Origin of the sequence: Colwellia psychrerythraea (genome assembly GCF_000764185.1) — a bacterium.
GTDB classification, from domain to species: domain Bacteria; phylum Pseudomonadota; class Gammaproteobacteria; order Enterobacterales; family Alteromonadaceae; genus Colwellia; species Colwellia psychrerythraea_B.
In genome coordinates, this window is the sequence record NZ_JQEC01000054.1 from 120,736 (window position 1) to 142,898 (window position 22,163).

General features: G+C 37.3%; 17 protein-coding genes and 1 rRNA gene. 11 read left to right on the top strand and 7 right to left on the bottom strand.

Features of this window, described 5'->3' with window-relative positions; genetic code table 11:
- Window positions 1-16: 16 nt before the first annotated feature.
- Window positions 17-1,141 (bottom strand): DUF481 domain-containing protein, encoded by a 1,125-nt coding sequence (locus GAB14E_RS04265; RefSeq protein ID WP_052093978.1) that lies wholly within the window; start codon window positions 1,139-1,141, stop codon window positions 17-19.
- Between the two features lie 426 nt (window positions 1,142-1,567).
- Here GAB14E_RS04265 and glnA point away from each other — a divergent pair, with 426 nt between their 5' ends.
- The 4 genes from glnA (at window position 1,568) to glnG (ending at window position 6,419) form a co-directional block, all read left to right on the top strand.
- Window positions 1,568-2,974, top strand: a complete 1,407-nt coding sequence (gene glnA, locus GAB14E_RS04260; RefSeq protein WP_033083831.1) for a glutamate--ammonia ligase — start codon at window positions 1,568-1,570, stop codon at window positions 2,972-2,974.
- A gap of 258 nt (window positions 2,975-3,232) precedes the next feature.
- The gene (locus GAB14E_RS04255) at window positions 3,233-3,751 is read left to right on the top strand and encodes a DUF4124 domain-containing protein (RefSeq protein ID WP_033083832.1); all 519 of its coding nucleotides are present in this window, start codon (window positions 3,233-3,235) and stop codon (window positions 3,749-3,751) included.
- Between the two features lie 155 nt (window positions 3,752-3,906).
- On the top strand, window positions 3,907-5,022 hold the full coding sequence (glnL, locus tag GAB14E_RS04250) for a nitrogen regulation protein NR(II) (protein ID WP_033083868.1): 1,116 nt from the start codon (window positions 3,907-3,909) through the stop codon (window positions 5,020-5,022).
- The gene (gene glnG / locus GAB14E_RS04245) at window positions 5,019-6,419 is read left to right on the top strand and encodes a nitrogen regulation protein NR(I) (protein WP_033083833.1); all 1,401 of its coding nucleotides are present in this window, start codon (window positions 5,019-5,021) and stop codon (window positions 6,417-6,419) included. The genes glnL and glnG overlap by 4 nt, the downstream gene beginning before the upstream one ends.
- Window positions 6,420-6,453: 34 nt before the next feature.
- On the opposite strand, the gene GAB14E_RS04240 is transcribed toward glnG, so the two are convergent.
- Together GAB14E_RS04240 and GAB14E_RS04235 are read right to left on the bottom strand one after the other, a co-directional pair.
- On the bottom strand, window positions 6,454-6,834 hold the full coding sequence (locus GAB14E_RS04240; protein ID WP_033083834.1) for a MerC domain-containing protein: 381 nt from the start codon (window positions 6,832-6,834) through the stop codon (window positions 6,454-6,456).
- A 171-nt stretch (window positions 6,835-7,005) separates the two neighbouring features.
- Window positions 7,006-7,905: a TIGR03899 family protein gene (locus GAB14E_RS04235; protein WP_033083835.1), complete on the bottom strand. Its 900-nt coding sequence runs from the start codon at window positions 7,903-7,905 to the stop codon at window positions 7,006-7,008.
- A gap of 296 nt (window positions 7,906-8,201) precedes the next feature.
- Between GAB14E_RS04235 and GAB14E_RS04230 the strand changes: the two genes are divergently transcribed.
- The 3 genes from GAB14E_RS04230 (at window position 8,202) to fadA (ending at window position 14,055) form a co-directional block, all read left to right on the top strand.
- Window positions 8,202-10,424, top strand: coding sequence for a bifunctional diguanylate cyclase/phosphodiesterase (locus tag GAB14E_RS04230; RefSeq protein ID WP_033083869.1), 2,223 nt, complete (start codon window positions 8,202-8,204; stop codon window positions 10,422-10,424).
- Window positions 10,425-10,710: 286 nt separating this feature from the next.
- The gene (gene fadB / locus GAB14E_RS04225) at window positions 10,711-12,879 is read left to right on the top strand and encodes a fatty acid oxidation complex subunit alpha FadB (protein WP_033083836.1); all 2,169 of its coding nucleotides are present in this window, start codon (window positions 10,711-10,713) and stop codon (window positions 12,877-12,879) included.
- 15 nt (window positions 12,880-12,894) lie between these two features.
- A complete protein-coding gene (fadA, locus tag GAB14E_RS04220) occupies window positions 12,895-14,055 on the top strand; it encodes an acetyl-CoA C-acyltransferase FadA (RefSeq protein ID WP_033083837.1) in 1,161 nt (386 codons plus the stop codon).
- Between the two features lie 198 nt (window positions 14,056-14,253).
- Here the strand turns inward: fadA and GAB14E_RS04215 are convergent, their stop codons facing one another.
- Window positions 14,254-15,177, bottom strand: coding sequence for a manganese-dependent inorganic pyrophosphatase (locus tag GAB14E_RS04215; RefSeq protein WP_033083838.1), 924 nt, complete (start codon window positions 15,175-15,177; stop codon window positions 14,254-14,256).
- Between the two features lie 311 nt (window positions 15,178-15,488).
- Here GAB14E_RS04215 and GAB14E_RS04210 point away from each other — a divergent pair, with 311 nt between their 5' ends.
- Both GAB14E_RS04210 and GAB14E_RS04205 read left to right on the top strand, forming a co-directional pair.
- Window positions 15,489-15,977, top strand: a complete 489-nt coding sequence (locus GAB14E_RS04210; RefSeq protein ID WP_033083839.1) for a hypothetical protein — start codon at window positions 15,489-15,491, stop codon at window positions 15,975-15,977.
- A gap of 23 nt (window positions 15,978-16,000) precedes the next feature.
- A complete protein-coding gene (locus GAB14E_RS04205; RefSeq protein ID WP_033083840.1) occupies window positions 16,001-16,651 on the top strand; it encodes a hypothetical protein in 651 nt (216 codons plus the stop codon).
- 259 nt (window positions 16,652-16,910) lie between these two features.
- On the opposite strand, the gene GAB14E_RS04200 is transcribed toward GAB14E_RS04205, so the two are convergent.
- Entirely contained in the window at window positions 16,911-17,156 is a 246-nt protein-coding gene (locus GAB14E_RS04200) for a hypothetical protein (protein ID WP_033083841.1), read from the bottom strand.
- Between the two features lie 661 nt (window positions 17,157-17,817).
- On the opposite strand from GAB14E_RS04200, the gene GAB14E_RS04195 reads away from it, so the two are divergent.
- Complete coding sequence (locus GAB14E_RS04195) at window positions 17,818-18,570, top strand: hypothetical protein (RefSeq protein WP_033083842.1); 753 nt, start codon at window positions 17,818-17,820, stop codon at window positions 18,568-18,570.
- A gap of 97 nt (window positions 18,571-18,667) precedes the next feature.
- Here the strand turns inward: GAB14E_RS04195 and GAB14E_RS04190 are convergent, their stop codons facing one another.
- On the bottom strand, window positions 18,668-19,732 hold the full coding sequence (locus GAB14E_RS04190; protein WP_033083843.1) for a site-specific integrase: 1,065 nt from the start codon (window positions 19,730-19,732) through the stop codon (window positions 18,668-18,670).
- 106 nt (window positions 19,733-19,838) lie between these two features.
- On the opposite strand from GAB14E_RS04190, the gene dusA reads away from it, so the two are divergent.
- A complete protein-coding gene (dusA, locus tag GAB14E_RS04185; RefSeq protein WP_052093979.1) occupies window positions 19,839-20,849 on the top strand; it encodes a tRNA dihydrouridine(20/20a) synthase DusA in 1,011 nt (336 codons plus the stop codon).
- Window positions 20,850-21,820: 971 nt separating this feature from the next.
- Here dusA and rrf read toward each other — a convergent pair.
- Window positions 21,821-21,935 (bottom strand): 5S ribosomal RNA (rrf, locus tag GAB14E_RS04180).
- Window positions 21,936-22,163 lie beyond the last annotated feature (228 nt).

Here is a 22,163-nt window from a genome sequence, read left to right on the forward strand (position 1 = left end):
AAACGGAGTAGATTAATTAAAAATCATAACCAAAACTAACCACTAAACGGTAATCATTTTTCTTCGGTATAACACCTTCACTATCAGCTTTAGGATTATTGGTACGATCGGCATAGAAAGTTAAATCAAGGTCAAAATCATTGGCTAGATCAATTTCTAAACCTGTTTGGAAGTGGTGGATATTACCACCGGAAGCTTTATCAACCATCTGTATATTGTATGAGGCATCAAAATCAATATCATTGCTTAATTCGAAGGTGAAATCAGTACCTAGAGTTAAACCAAATGAGTCTTCACTATCGCTAGCATCGGCTTGCACATCAATAAACTTACTTTTTTGGTAACTAGGACCAGCATTAACATCCCAAGTCGTACGACTACTATCGACAATATGATAACCAAGAGCGATACCGTAATGAACACGGTAATCAAGGTTTAAAAATTCATCAGCGATATATTCGAAGTCAGCGACACGGAAATAAATCTTAGGATTAAAAAACCAGTCATAAGATGAGGTTAAACGCTCGCTATCAGCAGTAACTTTAGTCTGTTCTGTTTCTTGATCTTCATAACGACTATAATCTGTGGTGTAATCGGCCTTGAATCGACTACTCGAGCTTCTACGTTGCATGCCCGCAGAGAACGTATAATCAACTTGTACTGTATTACCCTGACGTAAGTTAATACCTAAATTTACATAGCCATCCCATAAATCTATTTCATTTTTACCTGAAGAGGCAATGGATAACAGATTACTTATTTCATAATGTGTAGTTACGCCGTTCTTGACTAAAGATAATTGACCATCTTTTAGTACAAGATAACCTTCAGCAATTGTGCCATCAAACATGCGAATGCTTTGCCATTCTTTACTACGTAATTCAGCAACATCTTCCCAATCGATTGTTTGCATATCAAGTTCATCACTATCGAACTCTAATTTCTCATCATACATAGAGACGATATCGCCTTTTAGCCACTCGTCAGAAGTGAGCTTTACCCAATCAAAATCTTGCTTAAAAATAGGTGTCGGCTTTTGCCACTGGCTGGTATCTTCCTGTGCATAACTTACGTTATTTATAGAAAGGAAAAATAGGATAAAAACAATGTTAGTTAACCGGGCAACTATCGGGTTTTTCATAAAGAACCTTATGGCATTCATTAATTTAAAGATAATAAAACTACAAGCATCACCATGGTTTATCTGCATTTTCATACCAATGAGTCTTACGGGCTAGCTGTCGTTTTGTATTTTAAACATAACAAAATAAAAAAAATATAAATTATTAAGGGCAAACAGTTAAATTTATTCTATAGTGGGATTATTACAATAGACAAGAAAGCACCAAAAAGGTGCATATAAAGCACCATAAAAGTGCATAAACGACAGATGAACTAACAAAAAAGCTTATTAATCAATGAGCTTTGTCTTGGCATGATTTTAGCTAATTAAACAACCACTAATAGATGAATAATGATAATAACGTACCTTTATAACTTCATCCATTATAAAACTTATTCGATTATTTATAACAACTTATAAAATTAACCTCACTGGAGAGACAAAATGTCACAAGCAGTATTCGACTTAATTAAAGAACACGACGTCAAATTTATTGACCTGCGTTTTACTGATACTAAAGGTAAAGAACAACATATTTCTATCCCTCATCATCAAGTTAATGATGATTTTTTTGAAGATGGAAAAATGTTCGATGGTTCTTCAATTGAAGGTTGGAAAGGTATTGATGAATCTGACATGGTAATGATGCCTGATCCATCAACAGCTATTTTAGACCCTTTTGCTGAAGCCGTTACCTTAAATATCCGTTGTGATATTTTAGAACCAAACACCATGCAAGGTTACAGCCGTGATCCTCGTTCTGTTGCTCATCGTGCTGAAGAGTACATGCGTGGTACAGGCCTTGCTGATACTGTTTTAATTGGTCCAGAGCCTGAGTTCTTCGTATTTGATGATGTACGTTTCCATACAGACATGAGTGGCTCTTTCTATAAAATTGATGATAAAGAAGCATCTTGGAATTCTGGTACTGAGTATGAAGAAGGCAACATGGGACATCGTCCTGGTGTTAAAGGCGGTTACTTCCCAACAGCCCCAGTAGATTCTTCTCAAGATTTACGTTCAGCTATGTGTTTAGTTATGGAAGATATGGGCTTAGTCGTTGAAGCACATCATCATGAAGTAGCAACTGCAGGCCAAAATGAAATCGCTTGTCGTTTCAATACCATGGTATTGAAAGCCGATGAAGTACAAATCTATAAGTATGTTGTTCATAACGTCGCCCACGCATACGGTAAAACAGCTACGTTTATGCCTAAGCCACTTGTTGGTGATAATGGTACAGGTATGCATGTTCACCAATCTTTAGCTAAAGATGGCGTTAACTTATTTTCAGGTGATAAGTACGGCGGTTTATCTGAAATGGCGCTTTACTACATTGGTGGTATCATCAAGCATGCTAAAGCACTAAACGCTTTCACTAACGCTTCTACTAACTCATACAAGCGTCTTGTTCCTGGTTTTGAAGCACCGGTAATGCTTGCTTACTCAGCACGTAACCGCTCTGCATCAATCCGTATTCCTATGGTGCCTTCACCTAAAGCAATGCGCATTGAAGTTCGCTTCCCAGATCCAACAATGAACCCTTATTTAGGCTTTACAGCTATGTTAATGGCTGGTCTTGACGGTATTAAAAATAAAATTCATCCTGGTGATGCCATGGATAAAGATTTATATGACTTACCTGCAGAAGAAGCAGCAGAAATCCCACAAGTATGTTCTTCTTTTGGCGAAGCACTTGATGCATTAGAAGCTGATAATGACTTCTTAACTGCGGGCAATGTTATGGATATAGATATGATCAATGCCTATGTAGGTATTAAACGTAAAGAGATTGAATTATTAAACTCTACCACTCACCCTGTAGAATTTGATATGTATTACAGCGTTTAATAACTATCTGGTATTAACCATATAGCGCTTTGCGTCATTTAAAAAAGCTCACTTAGGTGAGCTTTTTTATGACTGAAATAACTGTGCACCATCCAAAAAACAACAAAATAGAGCAGTTAAACTACAAAAAAATACTTATTAACAGATAAAGCAACAAAAACATTTTTTTGTATAAATTATAGATATATACTTAAATAAGCGTACATTATGGATTGCTACGCATATCGAACATCTAGCCCAGGAAGAATATAACGAACTATGATTAAGTTATTGCTATTTACATTATTAGGCATCACATTAGCTGCGCCTGTGCACCCAAACACAGCTAAAATTTATGTCTGGCGTAATGAAAATGGAGTACTAGTTTTTTCTGATTCCCCTAGAGCTGGCGCTGAAGAAGTTAAAACAAAGCCTGGTAATATTATACAATCAAGCACCTCTGTTGAAACAGAAGTACTCGATATCACCCCACAAAAGTCTATTGAAGAATACGAAATAGCGATAAACATTCCTAAAAATAATGCCACCATACGTGACAACACAGGCTCAATATATATTAGCGGTGGCATAACACCTAGATTTAAACTAGGACTAGAAGTTCAATTAGTTCTCGATGGTAAACCTCACAAAAAACCACAAAAGCACTCTATGTTTTCCCTAAGAAACATTAATAGAGGCGAGCATAAAATCAAAATGTTACTAATAGATGAAACAGGCAAGGTTATTGCATCATCCACATCAGTAACGTTTTATATGCATAGAGCTTCAACAAACTAAGTTAATTGATTTACGCTAACTGACTGTATTTAAAGATATAAATACTTTCATTCTTTTCAGTAACTTAAAATTGCACTGCAAATAAGACCTTTCTTTAGTAAACTTAAAAAACACGCACCAAAATGGTGCGTAAAGTTAATGATCTTAAGGTCTTTATGCATAGTCGCACTGATATACAAGAGCAAAAATTATCTTATCAGCAATCACTTGCTAACCAGTTAGTAACTGCTGTTATTATTCTTAATCAAGACCTAGCCATCGTTTATGTAAACCCTTCTGCTGAAGCGTTGTTAAATAAAAGTCTCTATCGTTTATACAACACCACAACTGAAGCTATTTTTGCTAATACCAGTATTAATAACAGTCGGCTACAGCAATTACTCACTACTGGACAAGAGTTCACCGATAGCGACATTGTCGTTGCGCTCAATGAAAACCACCACTTCACTGCCGAAGTAACCGCTTCTTCGGTTGAATTTGAAAGATCTCCTCATGTGTTACTTGAGTTCAAACAAATAGATCAACAAAAGCAAATCAGTTTAGAAGTTTTTCAACACCAACAATGGCTTGCGGCAAGGGATTTAATAAAAGGTTTAGCACACGAAATTAAAAACCCACTTGGTGGTCTACGTGGCGCGGCGCAACTGCTCGGGATGGAAGTGAGTAATGAACAACAAGAATATACCAACATGATCATTGAGCAGGCGGACAGGCTGACTAACTTAGTTGATCGTCTACTTGGCCCAAATCAATTGCCGCAAATGCAATCACAAAATATCCATGGCATCCTTGAAAAAGTATGCCAGCTTGTTAGTTATTCTAATGGACAAAAGTTTCACTTATTACGCGATTACGACCCCTCATTACCTGCGATTGAATGTGATCAAGAAAAATTACAACAAGCCGTACTGAATATTGTAAATAATGCCATCCAGGCAATTGATGAAGTTCATGATATTACTTTAAAAACACGTATTGCCAGCAATATAACCATTCATGGAAAGCGAATAAAATTAGCGGTTAAAATTAGTATTATTGATAATGGTCCGGGCATCCCCAGTAAAATTCAAGATACGCTATTTTACCCAATGGTGTCTGGACGCTCAAATGGCACAGGCTTAGGTTTATCGATATCACAAACCTTAATCAACCAACACCAAGGTAAACTATCGTGCAGTAGCCGCCCTGGCCATACTGAATTTACAATTTTACTGCCATTGAAACAACAGCCTTTAAATCAATCACCTTTATCTCAAGAGAGTACATTATGATCACCGAACAAGTGTGGATAGTTGACGACGATAGCTCCATCAGATGGGTGTTAGAAAAGGCTTTCGCCAAGGCAAATATAAGTTGCGCTGCTTTTGAAAGCGCTGAGAATTTATTTATTGCTTTAGATCACGGTCAGCCACAAGTTATTGTTTCTGATATTCGTATGCCCAATATTGATGGCATGGAGTTATTAAGAGAAATCAGTAAACAACATAGCCATATCCCCGTAATTATCATGACAGCACATTCTGATTTAGACAGTGCCGTTAATGCATATCAAGGTGGTGCCTTTGAATATTTACCAAAACCATTTGATATTGATGAAGCCATCAACCTGACCAAACGTGCACTTACTCATGCTAGAGAGCAAAATGAAAATAATCAGCAGCAAGAAGCCCCCCCATTAGCGGTTGGTTTGATTGGTGAAGCGCCAGCTATGCAAGAGGTATTTCGTGCCATTGGCCGCTTATCTCGATCAAGTATTAGTGTTTTAATTAATGGAGAATCCGGAACAGGTAAAGAACTAGTCGCGCAAGCACTTCATTCGCATAGCCCTCGCGTCAATGCACCCTTTATTCCTTTGAATATGGCCGCTATCCCTAAAGACTTAATTGAATCAGAGTTATTTGGTCATGAAAAAGGCGCATTTACTGGCGCTAATGCTGTTCGGCAAGGAAGATTCGAACAGGCCCACGGTGGTACTCTATTTTTAGATGAAATAGGTGATATGCCTTTAGACATTCAAACTCGTTTATTACGCGTTCTTTCAGATGGGCAGTTTTACCGTGTAGGTGGGCATTCTCCTGTTCAGGTTGATGTACGTATAATTGCCGCTACTCATCAACACCTTGAAGAGCGAGTAAATAAAGGTGAGTTTAGAGAAGATTTATTTCATCGACTTAATGTCATTCGAATTCATCTACCTAGTCTTAGAGAGCGTAAAGAAGATATCGCCCAGTTAAGTCAGCATTTTTTAACCCAAGCCGCAAATGAGCTAAGCGTAGAAGTTAAAACCGTCAGTAAAAAAGCCAGTGATGTATTAAAAAACTGTCTTTGGCCCGGAAACGTTAGACAACTTGAAAATATTTGTCGATTTTTAACCGTCATGGCAAGTGGCCAAGAAATACTGGTTGAAGATTTACCTAATGAATTAACTGAAAATTCAGCACCATTGAAGCATTCCTCCGATGCATGGCAGGAAGTTCTGCGTACATGGGTAGACCAAGAGTTAGCCCAAGGGAAATCGGCTATTCTTGATTATGCTCAGATTGAATTTGAAAAAATAATGCTTGAACGGGCACTTATATTCACTCAAGGGCATAAACAAGATGCGGCAAAAAAATTGGGTTGGGGTAGGAATACTTTAACAAGAAAATTAAAAGAGTTTGAAAGCTAAAGCAATAGAGCGTAGAAGAAACACTTTCGGGTGCTTAACTACTACAAGTCTCATCATCACATTGTTTACAGCTATTACACAGTTTAATATTAATAAAATGCGCGGCAATAATTAGGCTGGCACCGCCGATAATAAAAAACGGTTCTAATTCAGAAGAAAAATCGTGTTTTATCCAATATAAAGCCACGCCTAAATAAAGCAAATAGAAAGGGTAAAGACGTTTGTGATAGCGTTTAAAGCCAGAGAAAAGCGCTATCGTACCTAGCGCAGCTGTCATGAGCAGAAAAACATGTTCCCATGCATGGTCTGCTAGAAAACTTAAACCAAGTAAGGGTAACATTGGTAATAAAATAGGTAATAATATGCAGTGTAATGCACATAAGGAAGTTGCTGTAATGCCTATTCTATCTAACATGATTATTCCGCGAAGCTAAATTAATTTATTGTTCATTGGTCAACTTGGACCTTCAAAATGAGATAATATCACAATTGATATAATATAACATTAGTAAATTAACTTAGCTGTTGCAAGCATGTAAAATCCAAGCCGACATGCCAGAGATAACTAAAAGAATAGCTGTGGTTGTTAATCGCTATTAATTAAAAAATAATGACTTAACATATTTTTTAAATGTGCAAAAAATTCGTCATTACTTTTGTCACTTATTAAGTGAGCAAGTTCGGCCCCTAGTGGCGTGAATTTGTAAAACTGTAAACAAACATTCGATTTTTTTGCGGTGAACTTTAATGGTAAACCGTTATAAGTAAATTGTAGAGCTTCACCTTTACTTATTAAACTCGACTCACTTTCTTGTAAATATATAAGATGGTTCTCAGATAAAGCTAATAAATCAGCATAATTCAAACCATAATGACTTAAGTTACAATATTGTTGTCGCTGCTTAGAAAAGAAATTAAGTAAACCCGGTTGTTGGTAAACTCCACTGATTAACCGAATGCCTTTTTTATTAGGATCTTTTATTGCTAAAGAGCAAGCCTTTGCTAATAATTTTGCATCATAAATACTCATGTCCCGGAAAACCTGTAATGCCTTAAAAGAAAAAGTCCCAGGTTTAGTCAGCTCACCAGCTAAAATCTTCGCCCATAAATCTTGCATGGTCGCATTACTAACCTCTTCAGATAGAGCAATATAACGACTAAACCAATCAAGGTCTGTTCTTTGTCCAAGTTCGAAATCTGCGCAGTAACCTAAAGTTTTCTGCATAATGTGTTCAATATTCTGCTGTTTTCTTAATTGACTTAATCTAGCCCGCTTAACTGTCCTATCTTCAATAAGCATTTGTTTGTCTTCAGGCAACAACGCACCATCAATGGCAAACTTCTTAGCAAGTTTCAAAAATTGCTGAGATACACCCCCCTCTGCTGAGCTTTGACGCGATTTATTAGTGGTGACTATTTCAGTCTCATCCTGTGATTTATGAAGGTCCTTTTCAAGTACTACAACCTCTGCTTTTTTCTTACTCATTGCCCTAACTCCATCTTGCAGTATCGTCAGATAAATTATAAATAATACTCTTTATGCTCATTACTAAGCCACTTAAATCACTGAGCTACATGATAAAGTGCAGCTAACCAAGCAGCAGTCAATTCAATTTATTATAACTCACCGAATTAAATCAATTAAAATTATAGTAAACAGGCTTTTAATCTCCGGTGCAATAGTGTAAAAAAGTAGTATTAGGTTATAGTTAAGCTAAATAAATTAGATTTCAATTTTAACTAGGTATATGTGTAATAAATATGTCTAGTTATGAGGGCAGTATGCAAGCATCCGAAAATTCAAACGATGATTTTTTATTTATCGATGACAGTGATGAAGACGAGATTTTAGCGTTTGGCAGTGATGAGACTTGGCAGGTTTTGATTGTCGACGATGATCCAGAAATTCACTCAGTTACTCAATTAGCATTATCAGATTTGGTTGTACTAGGGCGACGCCTTGAGTACTTGCATGCGTACTCAGGTAAAGATGCCTGCCAACTCATTAAAGAACATAGTGATATTGTACTTGTACTGCTAGATGTAGTTATGGAAACTGATGACGCTGGTTTGAACGTGGTAAAATATATAAGAGAGACTCTAAAACGTAAAGATATTCGCATTGTTTTACGTACTGGTCAACCGGGTTATGCTCCCGAAGAAAGTGTTATCAAAGAGTATGATATTAATGATTATAAGACAAAAACTGAATTAACTCGTCGTAAGCTAGTAACTACCGTTTTTGCTGCAATTCGCTCCTTCCAACAAATAGCAACCGTTAACGAAAACCGCTTAGGCTTAGAACGTATAGTTTCAGGTGCTACCGAGTTGTCTTCTAAACATTCACTGGCAACTTATAGTCAAGGTGTTCTATCGCAACTAAAAAGCCTAATTAGTGATGATATCTCAGCGGTATTTTGTGCAAGAGGTCAGGGAATCATTGATAATATTGATGACTTAAGCTTTTACGTTTTAGCACAAGCAGGTTTTGATGATAATTTAATTAATCAAAAACTTGATATGCTGCAAAATGAGCAAGCAAGTAAACAAGTAAAGTCTTGTTTCTTACAACAGAAGCACCAATACCTAGATAACAGCTTAAACTTATATGTTGCAAAAGGTGATTACCGTGCGGTAATTCACGTCGAACTTTTAACCCCTCTTACTGAAATACAAATTCAATTACTTAATGTTTTTTTAACCGGGGTTGCCGTTGGTTATGAAAATGTTCATTTATTTCAAAAACTCACCAATGCTGCCTATAAAGATTGGCTTACTAATTTACCTAACCGTCTCGAATTTGTACGTTTACTTGACCAATTTGCTCAAAGTGGTCAGAAAAACTATGTTGCAGCACTAATTGATATAAATCATTTTAGCGATATTAACGATGCTTTAGGGCAAGATATTGGTAATAAACTGCTTTCAGCTGTTGGTCAACGTTTGAAAAGTATCGATTGTGGCTGTCAGTTGGCCCGTGTTGGCGCGGATGTTTTTGGCATTATCGGTCCTGCTGATTGTGTAACTCCTGAAAAATTAATGGCTTTGTTTCACCAGCCATTTTCTGCAGGTGAGCAACATTTACCGATAAATGCTTGTTTTGGCCTTTGCACTAAAGAGCATGCTCAAAGCAGTGGTGTGCAAGTTTTAAATCAAATCAATATCGCTTTAAATATTGCCAAGAAAAATAGATTAGAACATTTTGCTTATTATCATTCAGATATAGAAGATCAAATGCAATGGCGACTCAATATGATCCGCCAATTGCGTAACGACTTTGCCAATAACTGCCTTGAACTTTGGTATCAACCACAGCTTTCCTTAAGCACAGGTAAAGTTATTGGTGCCGAAGCTCTGCTACGCTGGCGTACAGCTGATGGGAAATTTGTTTCTCCTGCGGTTTTTATTCCGTTGGCCGAATATTCAGGCTTAATCATAGAAATTGGCGATTGGGTCATTAGTCAAGCATGTAAGCAACTACAAGCTCTAGAACAAGACTTCTCCGAGCTCAGTATTTCAGTCAATGTTTCTATACCGCAATTTAGACAAGATAATTTTGTTGATAATATTATTAATACAATCAATCAGCATAAAATTAAACCCAGTAAACTTGAATTGGAAATTACAGAAAATATTTTAATGGATGAGCCACAAATCATCATTGATGCCTTAACCAAGTTAAAAGCGCAAGGCATAAGTATTGCTCTAGATGATTTTGGTACTGGCTTCTCATCATTAAGTTACTTGCAAAAGCTACCTCTTGATCGACTTAAAGTTGATCGCGCTTTTGTCACCGATATTAATCAAGAAGGTCAATCAGTGATTGCTGAAACAATTATTAACTTAGGCAAAAAGATGCAGCTTAAAGTTATTGCAGAAGGTATTGAGGAGATTGAACAGCAAGAACGTTTAATTGAACTAGGCTGTGATGAAGTTCAAGGCTTCTATTATGCTAAGCCAATGCCAGCGGAAGACTTTATAAACTTTCTCCATCAACAAAACTAAAGTATATAAATCAGCTTTTGCTTACCTTCACATTACAATAAAGCCTGTTTACTAAATACCCAGTAATATTTTCGCTGGGTATTTTTTTGTCTGTATGGCTCACTCTATGAATAAAATAATACAGGCAATTAAAACACCTGTTTAAATTTATTGCATTTAACTTTTTTTCAAGGCACACTCAGTCAGCTATTATTAGTTATCTAAGTTTTTTAGAGTGATAATTTCGCTAAAAAAATAGATAAATCATTCAAACATCAACACCACTTTTAGGTGAAGGAGACGAAGCATGATATATCAAGGCAACAGCCTTTCTGCCCAATTACTCGAAGACGGCATTGTAGAACTTAATTTCGATGCTCAAGGATCAGTAAACAAATTTGATCAAGCAACTTTTGAAGAATATATCGCTGTAGTTGCCGCAATTAACAACTGCAGTGAGGCTAAAGGCGTTATGGTTACCTCAGCTAAATCAACATTTATTGTTGGTGCAGATATCACTGAATTTTTAACCTCATTTAGTCAGCCTGAAGATTCATTAGCATCATGGGCAAAGAAGGCATCTGATGTTTTCGACTCATTTGAAGATATTCAATTACCCACGATAGCAGCTGTTAACGGCATCGCATTAGGCGGTGGTTGTGAAATGACTTTAGCGTGTGATTATCGTGTTGCTGATACTAATGCCAGCATCGGTCTGCCTGAAGTTAAACTAGGATTAATGCCTGGTTTTGGTGGTACTGTACGTCTTCCTCGGCTTATCGGTTTTGATAATGCTGCAACTTGGATGTCAACTGGTAAAGCATTCAAACCAGCAGCAGCGCTTGCACAAGGCGTTCTTGATGCTGTAGTTGTACCAGAAAATTTACGCGCTGCAGCTATTAGCATGCTTAAATTAGCAATTAATGGCAAGCTAGATTGGCGCGCTAAACGTCAACCTAAATTAGAAGCATTAAACTTATCTCCGACAGAATTAATCATGTCATCGACAACGTGCAAAGGTATGATTGCTGCAAAAGCTGGCAAACATTATCCCGCACCAATGGTGATGATAAATACATTGATTGCTAGTGCAAACTTAGATCGCACTGGCGCAATGGCAGCTGAGAATGCAGGTTTTGCCAAATTAGCAAAAACAGATGCCGCAACAGCACAAATTGGTTTGTTTATGGCAGACCAAGTTATTAAAGGCAAGGCTAAAAAAGCAGGAAAACTTGCCACTAAAACTGTCAAGAAAGCCGCTGTATTAGGTGCAGGTATTATGGGTGGTGGTATTGCCTATCAATCAGCCTATAAAGGCACGCCGATCATTATGAAAGATATTAATGACCAAGCACTTGATTTAGGTTTAACTACAGCTACGGGCATTTTAACTAAACAAGTTGAACGTGGACGTATGAATGTTAAAAAAATGGCTGGTGTGTTAAATAACATCACGCCAAGCTTAAGTTACGACAGCGTTAAAGATGTAGATATTGTTGTTGAAGCCGTTGTTGAAAACCCTAAAGTAAAAGGCATGGTTTTAGCCGAAGTTGAAGGCGTGATCAGTGAAGATGCCATTCTTACTTCCAATACTTCTACTATCTCAATTGATTTATTAGCACAAAGCGTAAAACGTCCGCAAAACTTTTGTGGCATGCACTTTTTCAATCCCGTAAATAAAATGCCATTAGTTGAAGTAATTCGCGGTAAAGATACCTCCGATGAAACGGTAGCGGCTGTTGTTGCTTATGCAGCGAAAATGGGTAAGTCACCAATTGTTGTTAATGATTGCCCAGGTTTTTATGTAAACCGTGTTTTATTCCCATATTTTGCTGGTTTCAGCCAGTTAGTACTTGAAGGTGCTGACTTTACTGCTATCGATAAAGTAATGGAAAAACAATTTGGCTGGCCAATGGGCCCGGCTTACTTGCTTGATGTTGTTGGTGTTGATACTGCTGATCACTGCACAGGTGTTATGTCAGCTGGTTTCCCTACGCGCATGAAAAAAATTGCCAATGATCCGGTTAGTACTTTGTATGCTAATGAGCGTTTTGGTCAGAAAAATGGCAAAGGTTTCTATGACCACATGAAAGACAAACGTGGTCGTCCAATGAAAGTACCTGCTCCTATTGCTTACGAATTACTTGGCCAATATTGTGCTGATAAGAAAGACTTCAGCAGCGAAGAAATTATTGCTCGTATGATGATTCCTATGGTTAACGAAGTAGTACGTTGTTTAGAAGAAGGTGTTGTAGATACAGCAGCTGAAGCAGATATGGGCTTAATTTATGGCGTTGGGTTTCCACCGTTTAGAGGTGGTGCCATCCGTTATTTAGAAACACTTGGGCTAGATAACTTCATCGCAATGGCTGATAAATATGCTGATTTAGGTGAGATATATCAAGTTACTGATGGCCTACGTGAAATGGCTAAATCAGGCAAATCTTACTTCACTACCGATGTTAAATCAGCTTAAGCCTAGGAGAATAAAATGAACGAAGTTGTAATTGTAGACTGCATACGAACTCCAATGGGTCGCTCTAAGGCCGGTGTTTTTCGCAATGTACGTGCTGAAGCATTATCAGCACACTTAATGAAACAAATTTTAGTACGTAATCCGGCATTAAACCCTGAAGACATTGAAGATGTTATTTGGGGCTGTGTGAAGCAAACTAAAGAACAAGGTTTTAATATCGCTCGTAATGCATCATTACTTGCAGGTTTACCAAAATCCATTGGTGGCGTAACTGTTAACCGCTTATGTGGTTCTTCTATGGAAGCATTACACCAAGCAAGTACTAGTATCATGTCTGGTCAAGGTGATGTATTTCTAATTGGTGGTGTTGAACACATGGGTCATGTACCTATGATGTATGATGTTGATTTTGATCCGGCACTAAATAAACACATTGCCTTAGCATCAGGTAATATGGGTTTAACTGCTGAATTGCTAGGTAAACAACACGGCATTACCCGTGAAATGCAAGATGCTTTTGGTGCACGTTCGCATCAAAAAGCCCATGAAGCACACTTGGCTGGTCGTTGGAACAATGAAATTGTTGCCACGCAAGGTCATGATGCTACAGGTGCACTAACGTTAGTTGAGCATGATGAAGTAATTCGTCCTGACACAACGGCTGAAAGCTTATCAGCATTACGTCCAGTGTTTGACCCAGTGAATGGTACCGTTACTGCGGGAACGTCTTCTGCACTTTCTGACGGTGCTTCAGCAATGTTAATTATGTCTGCTAAGAAAGCCAAAGAATTAGGCTTAACACCTCGCATTAAAGTTCGTGGTATGGCCGTTGCTGGTTGCGATCCTGCTACGATGGGTTTTGGTCCAGTACCGGCAACTAAGAAAGCATTAAAACGTGCTGGTTTGTCTATTGAAGATATTGAGTTATTTGAATTTAATGAAGCTTTTGCTGCCCAAGCACTTTCTTGTGTTCGTTCATTAAAAGTTGAAGATAAAATGGATCAAATTAACTTAAATGGCGGGGCTATTGCACTTGGCCATCCTTTAGGTTGTTCAGGTACGCGTATATCGGGCACCTTGATTAATTTGATGGAAGGGCAAGATGTAAATATTGGTTTAGCCACTATGTGTATCGGCTTAGGTCAAGGTATTGCAACTATCTTCGAACGAGTCTAATTAATCATAATTATCTTTGCTAAGTAGGTATTTATACTGCGATAAAAGTACTCATTGACTAGCGTCAACTCCGTGCTTTCTCCTTATCTAAACACCTATTAACTTCGGTAATAACGATGAATACTTTCAAGGAATAGATAATAAAAACCCAGCTATTGCTGGGTTTTTTATTGAATCTAATTAAGCGTGACTTAACAGCTACTTAAGAAGGATTTCTTGCAGTGGTGGAACTACTTGTTTTTTACGGCTTAATACACCGTCTAACCAAGCTTTGCCATCTTTTGGTACAACACCAAATGCTTGTTCAGCTAAGGTATCGCTATCACTGGCGATTAGAAGCTCTGAGCCTTCTTTCATAATATCAGTTAACAGTAAAAAGACACTATGACGTCCGCCTTCAGTTTTAAGCTTAGCTATATCTGCATATAACTCATCTTTGATTTCATCAAAAACGGCTAAATCAATAACTTCCAGTTGACCAATACCAACCTTGTGACCATTCATATTGAAGTCTTTAAAATCACGCTTCACTAAAGCTCTAATTGGCGTACCTGCAACAGCAGACTTAACTCTGAACATATCCATGCCCAGCTCTTTAAAATCTTCAATACCTGCGATATCAGCTAATGCTTCAACACATTTAATATCTGCTGTAGTACAAGTTGGAGATTTAAAAATAACCGTATCACTTAAAATTGCACATAACATAGCACCTGCAATATTTTTTGGGATCTCTACATTATGAAAATCATACATCATCTTAATGATTGTATTAGTACAACCCACAGGGCGTACCCAAATCTCAAGAGGAGAAGTAGTTGTTAAGTCACCAAGTTTATGGTGATCGATAATGCCTAAAATTGTCGCTTGATCAATATCATCAGGTGCAAGTTCAATATCACTATGATCTACAATGTATACTCCCTCTCCCGCATAACTTGTTTTTAGCTCAGGTTGCTCAAAACCGAATTTATTTAAGATAAACATAGTTTCAGGGGTAAGTTCACCTAGACGAGCAGGAACAGTTTCCTCACCTAAGGTAGTTTTCAAATATGATAATGCGATAGCCGAACAGATAGAGTCTGAATCTGGTATCTTGTGACCTACAACGTAATTTGGCATGAAAGTGCTCTCCTTTGATTTGCCTATATTCTAACAAAGTAACTACTCATTGTGTATGTTGATCACGCTATGCTTAGTGATATCTTATAACTTAACTCCATTGTTATGCATAACCCTTTGTATTTTGTTTAGTGGGTAAAATTAAATGCTGTAACTATTACTTTGATACGGCACCTAATCTAATCCTCCTGAGATTCTGTGGCATGTAAGAATGCAAGCTAATCATTTTGATTTTTAAGAGAAATCACCTTATCTTGATGAGCATACTTATCTAAGATATACTCGTTCGAAATTCAAGGAGGATTTCTTTCATGCGTAAATATATTCATATTTTTTTCGCGGCATTCTTAGTCATATTTATCTCTGGCTGTACTAATCAATCTGTTACAGAAACACCTGAAAAAAAGGCTGTCTCTATACGTAATGCAATAAACACAAACAACTTTGCTTTTCTGGCTAACTCTATCTCCCTGCCCATAATTCTTAGCAAGCAAGACTGGAAAACAGCTGATGATGGATATGGTTTTGTATTTGGGTCGAAAAACACTCTGGTAGCAAATAATACTGAAGAACTAGACGGTATTTTTAGTATCTTAAAAAACGTAGAGATTGAAGGTGATTACCCATTAGAGCAAGGATTTAATCTTATAGATTTCACTGATGAATTTTCGGGTATCGAATACTACTGGGAGCCTTTGGAGTTATTTGTTTTTTTTCGTGGGCAAGGTGATGTTGAACATATTGTAGTTTTAGGATTAGACAAAAAATCTTTGAAACTGCGTGCAATATATATCAATTAATTTAAAGAATAATAGGAGCTAGGATGGCTAATCAATTCGATCCAAAAGGTAAACCTTTTTCAAAGAGACTTAAAGCATTTTTAGACGATGCTAAATCTACATACAATATTACAGTAGGCCAAGACTCTGGACGCACTATCGCTTGGCAACAAAAATATCATGTTGCCCACATGTTTTTATACAACTCATATAAATCTACTAAACCTTCAAAAGTTGCTACAGGGAAAAGAACCATCGCTTGGTCACACTTTTCTGACCCAAAAGTTATTTGGGCCACAGTTAAGTTTGGCGACTTTTTAAAAACAGCCAAAAACCAATCACCCATAAAAGAAGGGCAAAAGTGGAAAAGTGGTTTTGAACCTGACCAAAAGGCAACTGAGAAACATGTAAAGTCACTGCAAACTAAAGCAGGTATCGGCAATGCAGGTAAAGCGATGGTATCTTCGGGCTTAAAACCTTGTGGTCAACCATGTAAATGTGGAGCTGGAAGGTCTAAACATTTAGATGGTGTTGCAGCAGATCTAAACAGCAGCCATTTAGTTACACTAACCTCTAAACTTACCGCAGCAAAAGCAGGCACACTAGACGCATATTTAGCTTTATATGGGTTACATCGCCCACTATTGAATCACCCTACAAGTCCCGAGAAATGGCATATTGAAGCAAAGCCATAGATTTAAATTTTTTATTGGCTAAACGACTAGCATTCTCTATTTTGGTACTAATCAGTTAAAATATCTAAGGCTGCTTTAAACCTTTTTGCTGTAGTTTTATCTTTTTGATTTCAGCAAGTATGTCCTCTAGCCTTTCCAGCTTCTTTTTTGTTTTCGTTAAATCATTAACAACCGATACATGGCTAACGATCGCTTTTTTTGTTGCACCAGCTGCTGTTGCTTCAGTCCCTCAACGAACTCTACAAACTCAGGCTCAGATTCATTTATTTTGATTAACATAATGAGAATCCTTAATTAGTGGTGAAGTTAAAGTGCAAGCAGTCAGAGATATGATATCTTTCTTTTCATTAAAGCTTACGGCCAATCGATCTCTTTCGACTTTAACAATTTCATTTTTTATCACATCAGCTTCATTAAGTGCCTTCGCAACTATTGCTCTAGTCTCATTCATTAATTCAGCAATTTCTTTTTCAAGCTCTTCGATTTCATTTGTAGTATTAGTCATGCTCAATGTTCCTTGATAGCTCAATTTAATGTGTACCCGTCGCGTAGCGACATAGGGGTGCGCGCTTAATTTGATGCTAATCAAACAGAGTGAGATAATAATTTTGTCAATGAAAATTGCGGAGTGTCTGAGGTTATTTTCGTGTCTTTGAAAATGTTCTTAGAAACCGTCATTTTACTTTACTAAATTAGGCTTGAAGCTCTTTGGAACCTTCTCTTGAACTTTCTTTTGAACTTTAGGTGTCTTTGTTTAGGTAGCGAACGACGATGAGCGACGGCGAAGCCTGAGCAAGGAGGAAGAGGAATGAGCGGAGAATGAAAAACCCCGTCATGTATTACGGGGGTAGATTCCACCAAACTATGCAGCCTTGGCTTAATATATTTGTTTTCTAGTCCCGCTTGTAAGGGATTATCTTTGGTGATTAACCGCCCACTAATCCTAACGCAATAGATAAAACTATCTTCACCACGACTTTTTGTTTACTTCTCATTTACAAGCGAGTAAAAATCGATCAATAATAAAATGTATTTAATCAGGACTTTTAATGGCAAGTTTTTTCCTGTTAGATCGGTTGTTGCTTTATAGAAAACTATTAACGTAAAAATATATATCTTCAGGAATTCTGTAGTCGGAGAATCACAAATAAAACATGGAGTTTTGAATGAAAGAATTAATTTTAATGACTATAGCTATTGTTTTTTCTCTTAGTTCACAATCAGCTGAACTGATTAAAGATAAATCTTATAGGGCTAGAACAAGCCTAGAAGTTTATATTGACCCAAGCAAAAAACCTAAAGAAGTACTCAAAGTTGGATATCAGTCTAAATTCGTAGTCCTTAATAATACTGATAAAAATAAATATGCCATAAAATTTATGAATATTTATAAATACGCAAAATTGTTACCGGTAGATAAACAAAAAGACGACGATTTTATAGAGTTGAAGGTTTCACAAGTTATTAAAGGCGACATTTACTATTTAAGTAGAGCTCCCGTAGATGGTGTACCCATTGAAAATAGGGTTCAACAGAGCTTTGGGGGTCTTGTTAGTGGCCCACTAATTGTTCCATTCAAATATCGATTGGATGATAAAAGCATCTCTGGTGATGCTACTATAGGTTATTACGCAGGTTGGGGGGTTGAAACTAATTTTTTTGATATTAGTGATAAATACGTGACTTTTACACCATTCTTATCTGCAGGTTTAACACAAGTTTCTGTTTTGTCCGAAGCTGCAGATGGAACCAGTAAAACTGATTCTAAGTCTGGTTTCACATGGGCTACAGGAATTTTGATCAAGAACTGGGATAGCGTTAATATAGGTATCGTGTATGGGCAAGACAGAATAGGTGATCAAAATTGGCAACATGAAGGAGAAGGTTGGTTTAGTATTTCTGTTGGTTGGGAAATGTAAACACGACTGCATTCAACGAAATAATAATGATTCACAGTTGGTTATTACTTCTCAGTCGTTTATTTTTACCAATCATTCTGTGCCCCTTATAGGGGCACTATACTTTAAACTTATCGTGTAGCTTATGCGGAAAGAGCTGTGTATATACTTGCCAAAGTATATTTAGATTTCTATGACCTGTAACTTGTGCTACTTCCTCAATGGAGTAGCCTTTCTCAAACAGCCTAGAAGCGCCCTCTCGTCTTAAATCATGATATCTTAGGTCAGTTATATCTAGAGCTTTCCTAACTCGCTGAAAACCAGCTGTTACAGAGCGAGAGTTATATGGAAAAATTCTATCGTCCGTTTCTTGTTGTTTTTTAACTAAGTCATACGAACCAGCTAATAATGGTACGATCATATGATTACTCTCTTTTTTCCTTGGGTCTTTTCTATCGCGAACAATTACTGTTTTATGTTCATGGTTTAAGTCTTTCCATTCAATTTTACAAACTTCCCCTATTCTCATGTAGGTAAGAATTGAGAAGTTTAGAATATCAACAAATGGAATATTGCTTCCTTGCTTCTCTTGTCTTTCAGTTAATGCGGCTATCAACTTTTCAAGTTCGTCTTCTGTAGGCCTACGTGTTCTCTTTTGGCTCTTACCTACTAGCTTCATTTCAATTAATACGGGTACAGCATCTTCAAATATTTTCCAATTGGCAGTTACATCAAAAACAGGTAAAGCTACTTTCATTACACTGCGCAAATATGCAATGTCATGATAAATTGTTGCACCACCAGCTCCTGCATCTCTCCGCATTTTACAGTGTGCTATTAAATCACTGCTCTTAAGTTCGTTGGTTAATACATTTGCTATTGGGCAATCTCTTACCATTTTCACAACGTATTGCTTCGTTCTTCCTGTGGCGGCCCACAAATCAATGTCATTGATATAGAGGTCTAGCAATTCACCAATTGTAATTATCTTTTCTCGAGCTGAAATACTGCTTAGCTCTACAGCTTCTCTTCTTATCTTGCCCCATGTTTTGGCTAATTCTTTTTTACTGAATGTTTTGGATTCTCTATGTATAATTACGCCATTCTTTTTTACGCGAATAGTGCAACGGTAACTGAAATCTCCGTTAGCCTTTTGGCGTTTATCAATTGTTACTGAAGCCATTGAATTATCCTTAATCGTCCTACCCAAAATGGGGCGCATTTGGAACACCATAAACGGAAACTCAACGAAAGTACAGGCGATTCAAGGCAACTTAGAGTATAACCAAATGACCATAATTACTGACACAACACCATACAGTACAAGGCCTACAATAGATCACAGGCTAAGCGTTGCGCCTATGCTAGATTGGACTGACAAACATTGCCGTTACTTCTACCGACTTATGTCAAAGCATACTGTGCTCTATACCGAAATGGTGACTACCGGTGCTATTTTGCACGGTAAAGGCGATTACCTAACCTATAATGACGCTGAACATCCACTGGTATTGCAGTTAGGGGGCAGTGACGTTAAAGCCATGACAGAGTGTACAAAGATAGCCGAGCAATACGGTTATGATGAAATCAACATTAATGTTGGTTGTCCATCAGACAGAGTACAAAATGGTCGTTTCGGCGCTTGTTTGATGGCCGAGCCTTCCTTAGTTGCAGAATGTGTTGATCAGATGCAAGCAGCCACAAACATTCCTGTTACGGTTAAATCACGTATTGGTATTGATGATCTTGACTCTTACGAGTTCTTGCATACCTTCATCGATCAGGTAGCACGAGCTGGCTGTCAACATTTCATTATCCACGCAAGAAAAGCCTGGTTAACCGGGTTAAGTCCTAAGCAGAATCGTGACGTTCCGCCTTTAGACTATAATCGCGTTTACCAAATTAAGGATGCTTTTCAAAATTTAGATATCTCCATTAATGGTGGCATTAAATCTTTCACTGAAGTAAATGATCATCTTCAACATATTGATGGCGTAATGATAGGTCGCGAGATATATAATAATCCCTATATGCTGGTAGATGCTGATAGTGAGATATATAAATCAGATGCAGCAAAGTTAACAAGAACAGAGGTTATTGAGTTAATGATTCCTTACATTGACAGTCATGTTGACACTGGCGGAAGAGCATGGCACATATTACGTCATATGCTTGGACTGTGTAATGGGCTGTCAGGTGCACGTAAATTTAGACAACACCTCAGTGAATGTGCAGGTAAAGATGGCGCTGATGGACAAGTCCTTCTCGATGCATTCAATAAAGTTACATTACCAGAATAGCACCTCTATGATCTCGATATTGGGAATAGTTGTCCCGATATTGAGAGTTAGAAATTCTGTTGCAATTAATTACCTAATCAAAAAATACTGCTTAAACCACAAAACACTCTTTATAACCAGTTTATAGTGCTTCTCACCACCTTAATCTAATAACTATTCATGTTAATTATGAATACACATTTGACAAAACTAAATAACCCTATATTTCAATTACATAACAAATAACATTAACATTGGCACAACCTTTGTAACACTTATTGCAACTTAGTAATAACTACAAACATTTTTGCATAAATTTTATCTTTACCATCTGTGCAAAATAGACAAGGAATGACCATGTTAGACTTAAATACATTATTCATATTAACCATGATACCTGCTTCAGCTATGCTACTTATTTCGATGGTTGTCGGTGCTTTTGAACCTTAAGCTTAAACATTTATGACAAACATCAAGTCACAATTTAATGAAGGTATTCTGAATCTTGCAATACACATAAATTGGATTATTTTCTGTAGCCGATGGAAAGCAATAATAACTTCTTAATGGTATTAGCGAGACCATAAACTGGCATTGATCAAATACTTCATTATCAATACTGACGGATTTAACGGATGCAAGTCGAATGAACTATTTGTATATAGTAAACATATAATTTTACACGATTTAAGGTGGCCTCTTATTATCTCAAAACCTAATACTGTCCAACCTTCTTCATACATGCACTTATCTGTAGATTAGACTTCGATATCTCAAGTGCTAAGCACTAGACAGCAAAAAACCCGTAGCGTCAGCTACGGGTTTCTAAGTGCCTAAGCACAAATTAGAAGTCGAGCAATCTCCCGCTACGCTCTCACATGGGCTTTACTGCGACATAAGTCACACTAGCATCGGCGCAACTACGTTTCATTTTTGTAAACGTCAGATAGCAAAAAACCCGTCACTTTCGTAACGGGTTTCTCTAAATAGAAGTTTAGCAATGTCCTACTCTCACATGGGAACTCCCACACTACCATCGGCGCAACTGCGTTTCACTTCTGAGTTCGGAAAGGGATCAGGTGGGACCACAGCGCTATTGTCGCTAAACAAAAAAGGTACAATCTTAGAAAGCTTATGCTCAAGAGCAATAAATATCGTTTTGTTCTTTATTCGTGATTCAAGTAACACGTAAGTACGTGATTTTACCCTAAGGTAATAGTTGTGTCAGTCTTCATACAAATCACTTCATAGTTCAAAACTACTTGGGTGTTGTATGGTTAAGCCTCACGGGCAATTAGTATCAGTTAGCTCAAGACCTCGCAGTCCTTACACACC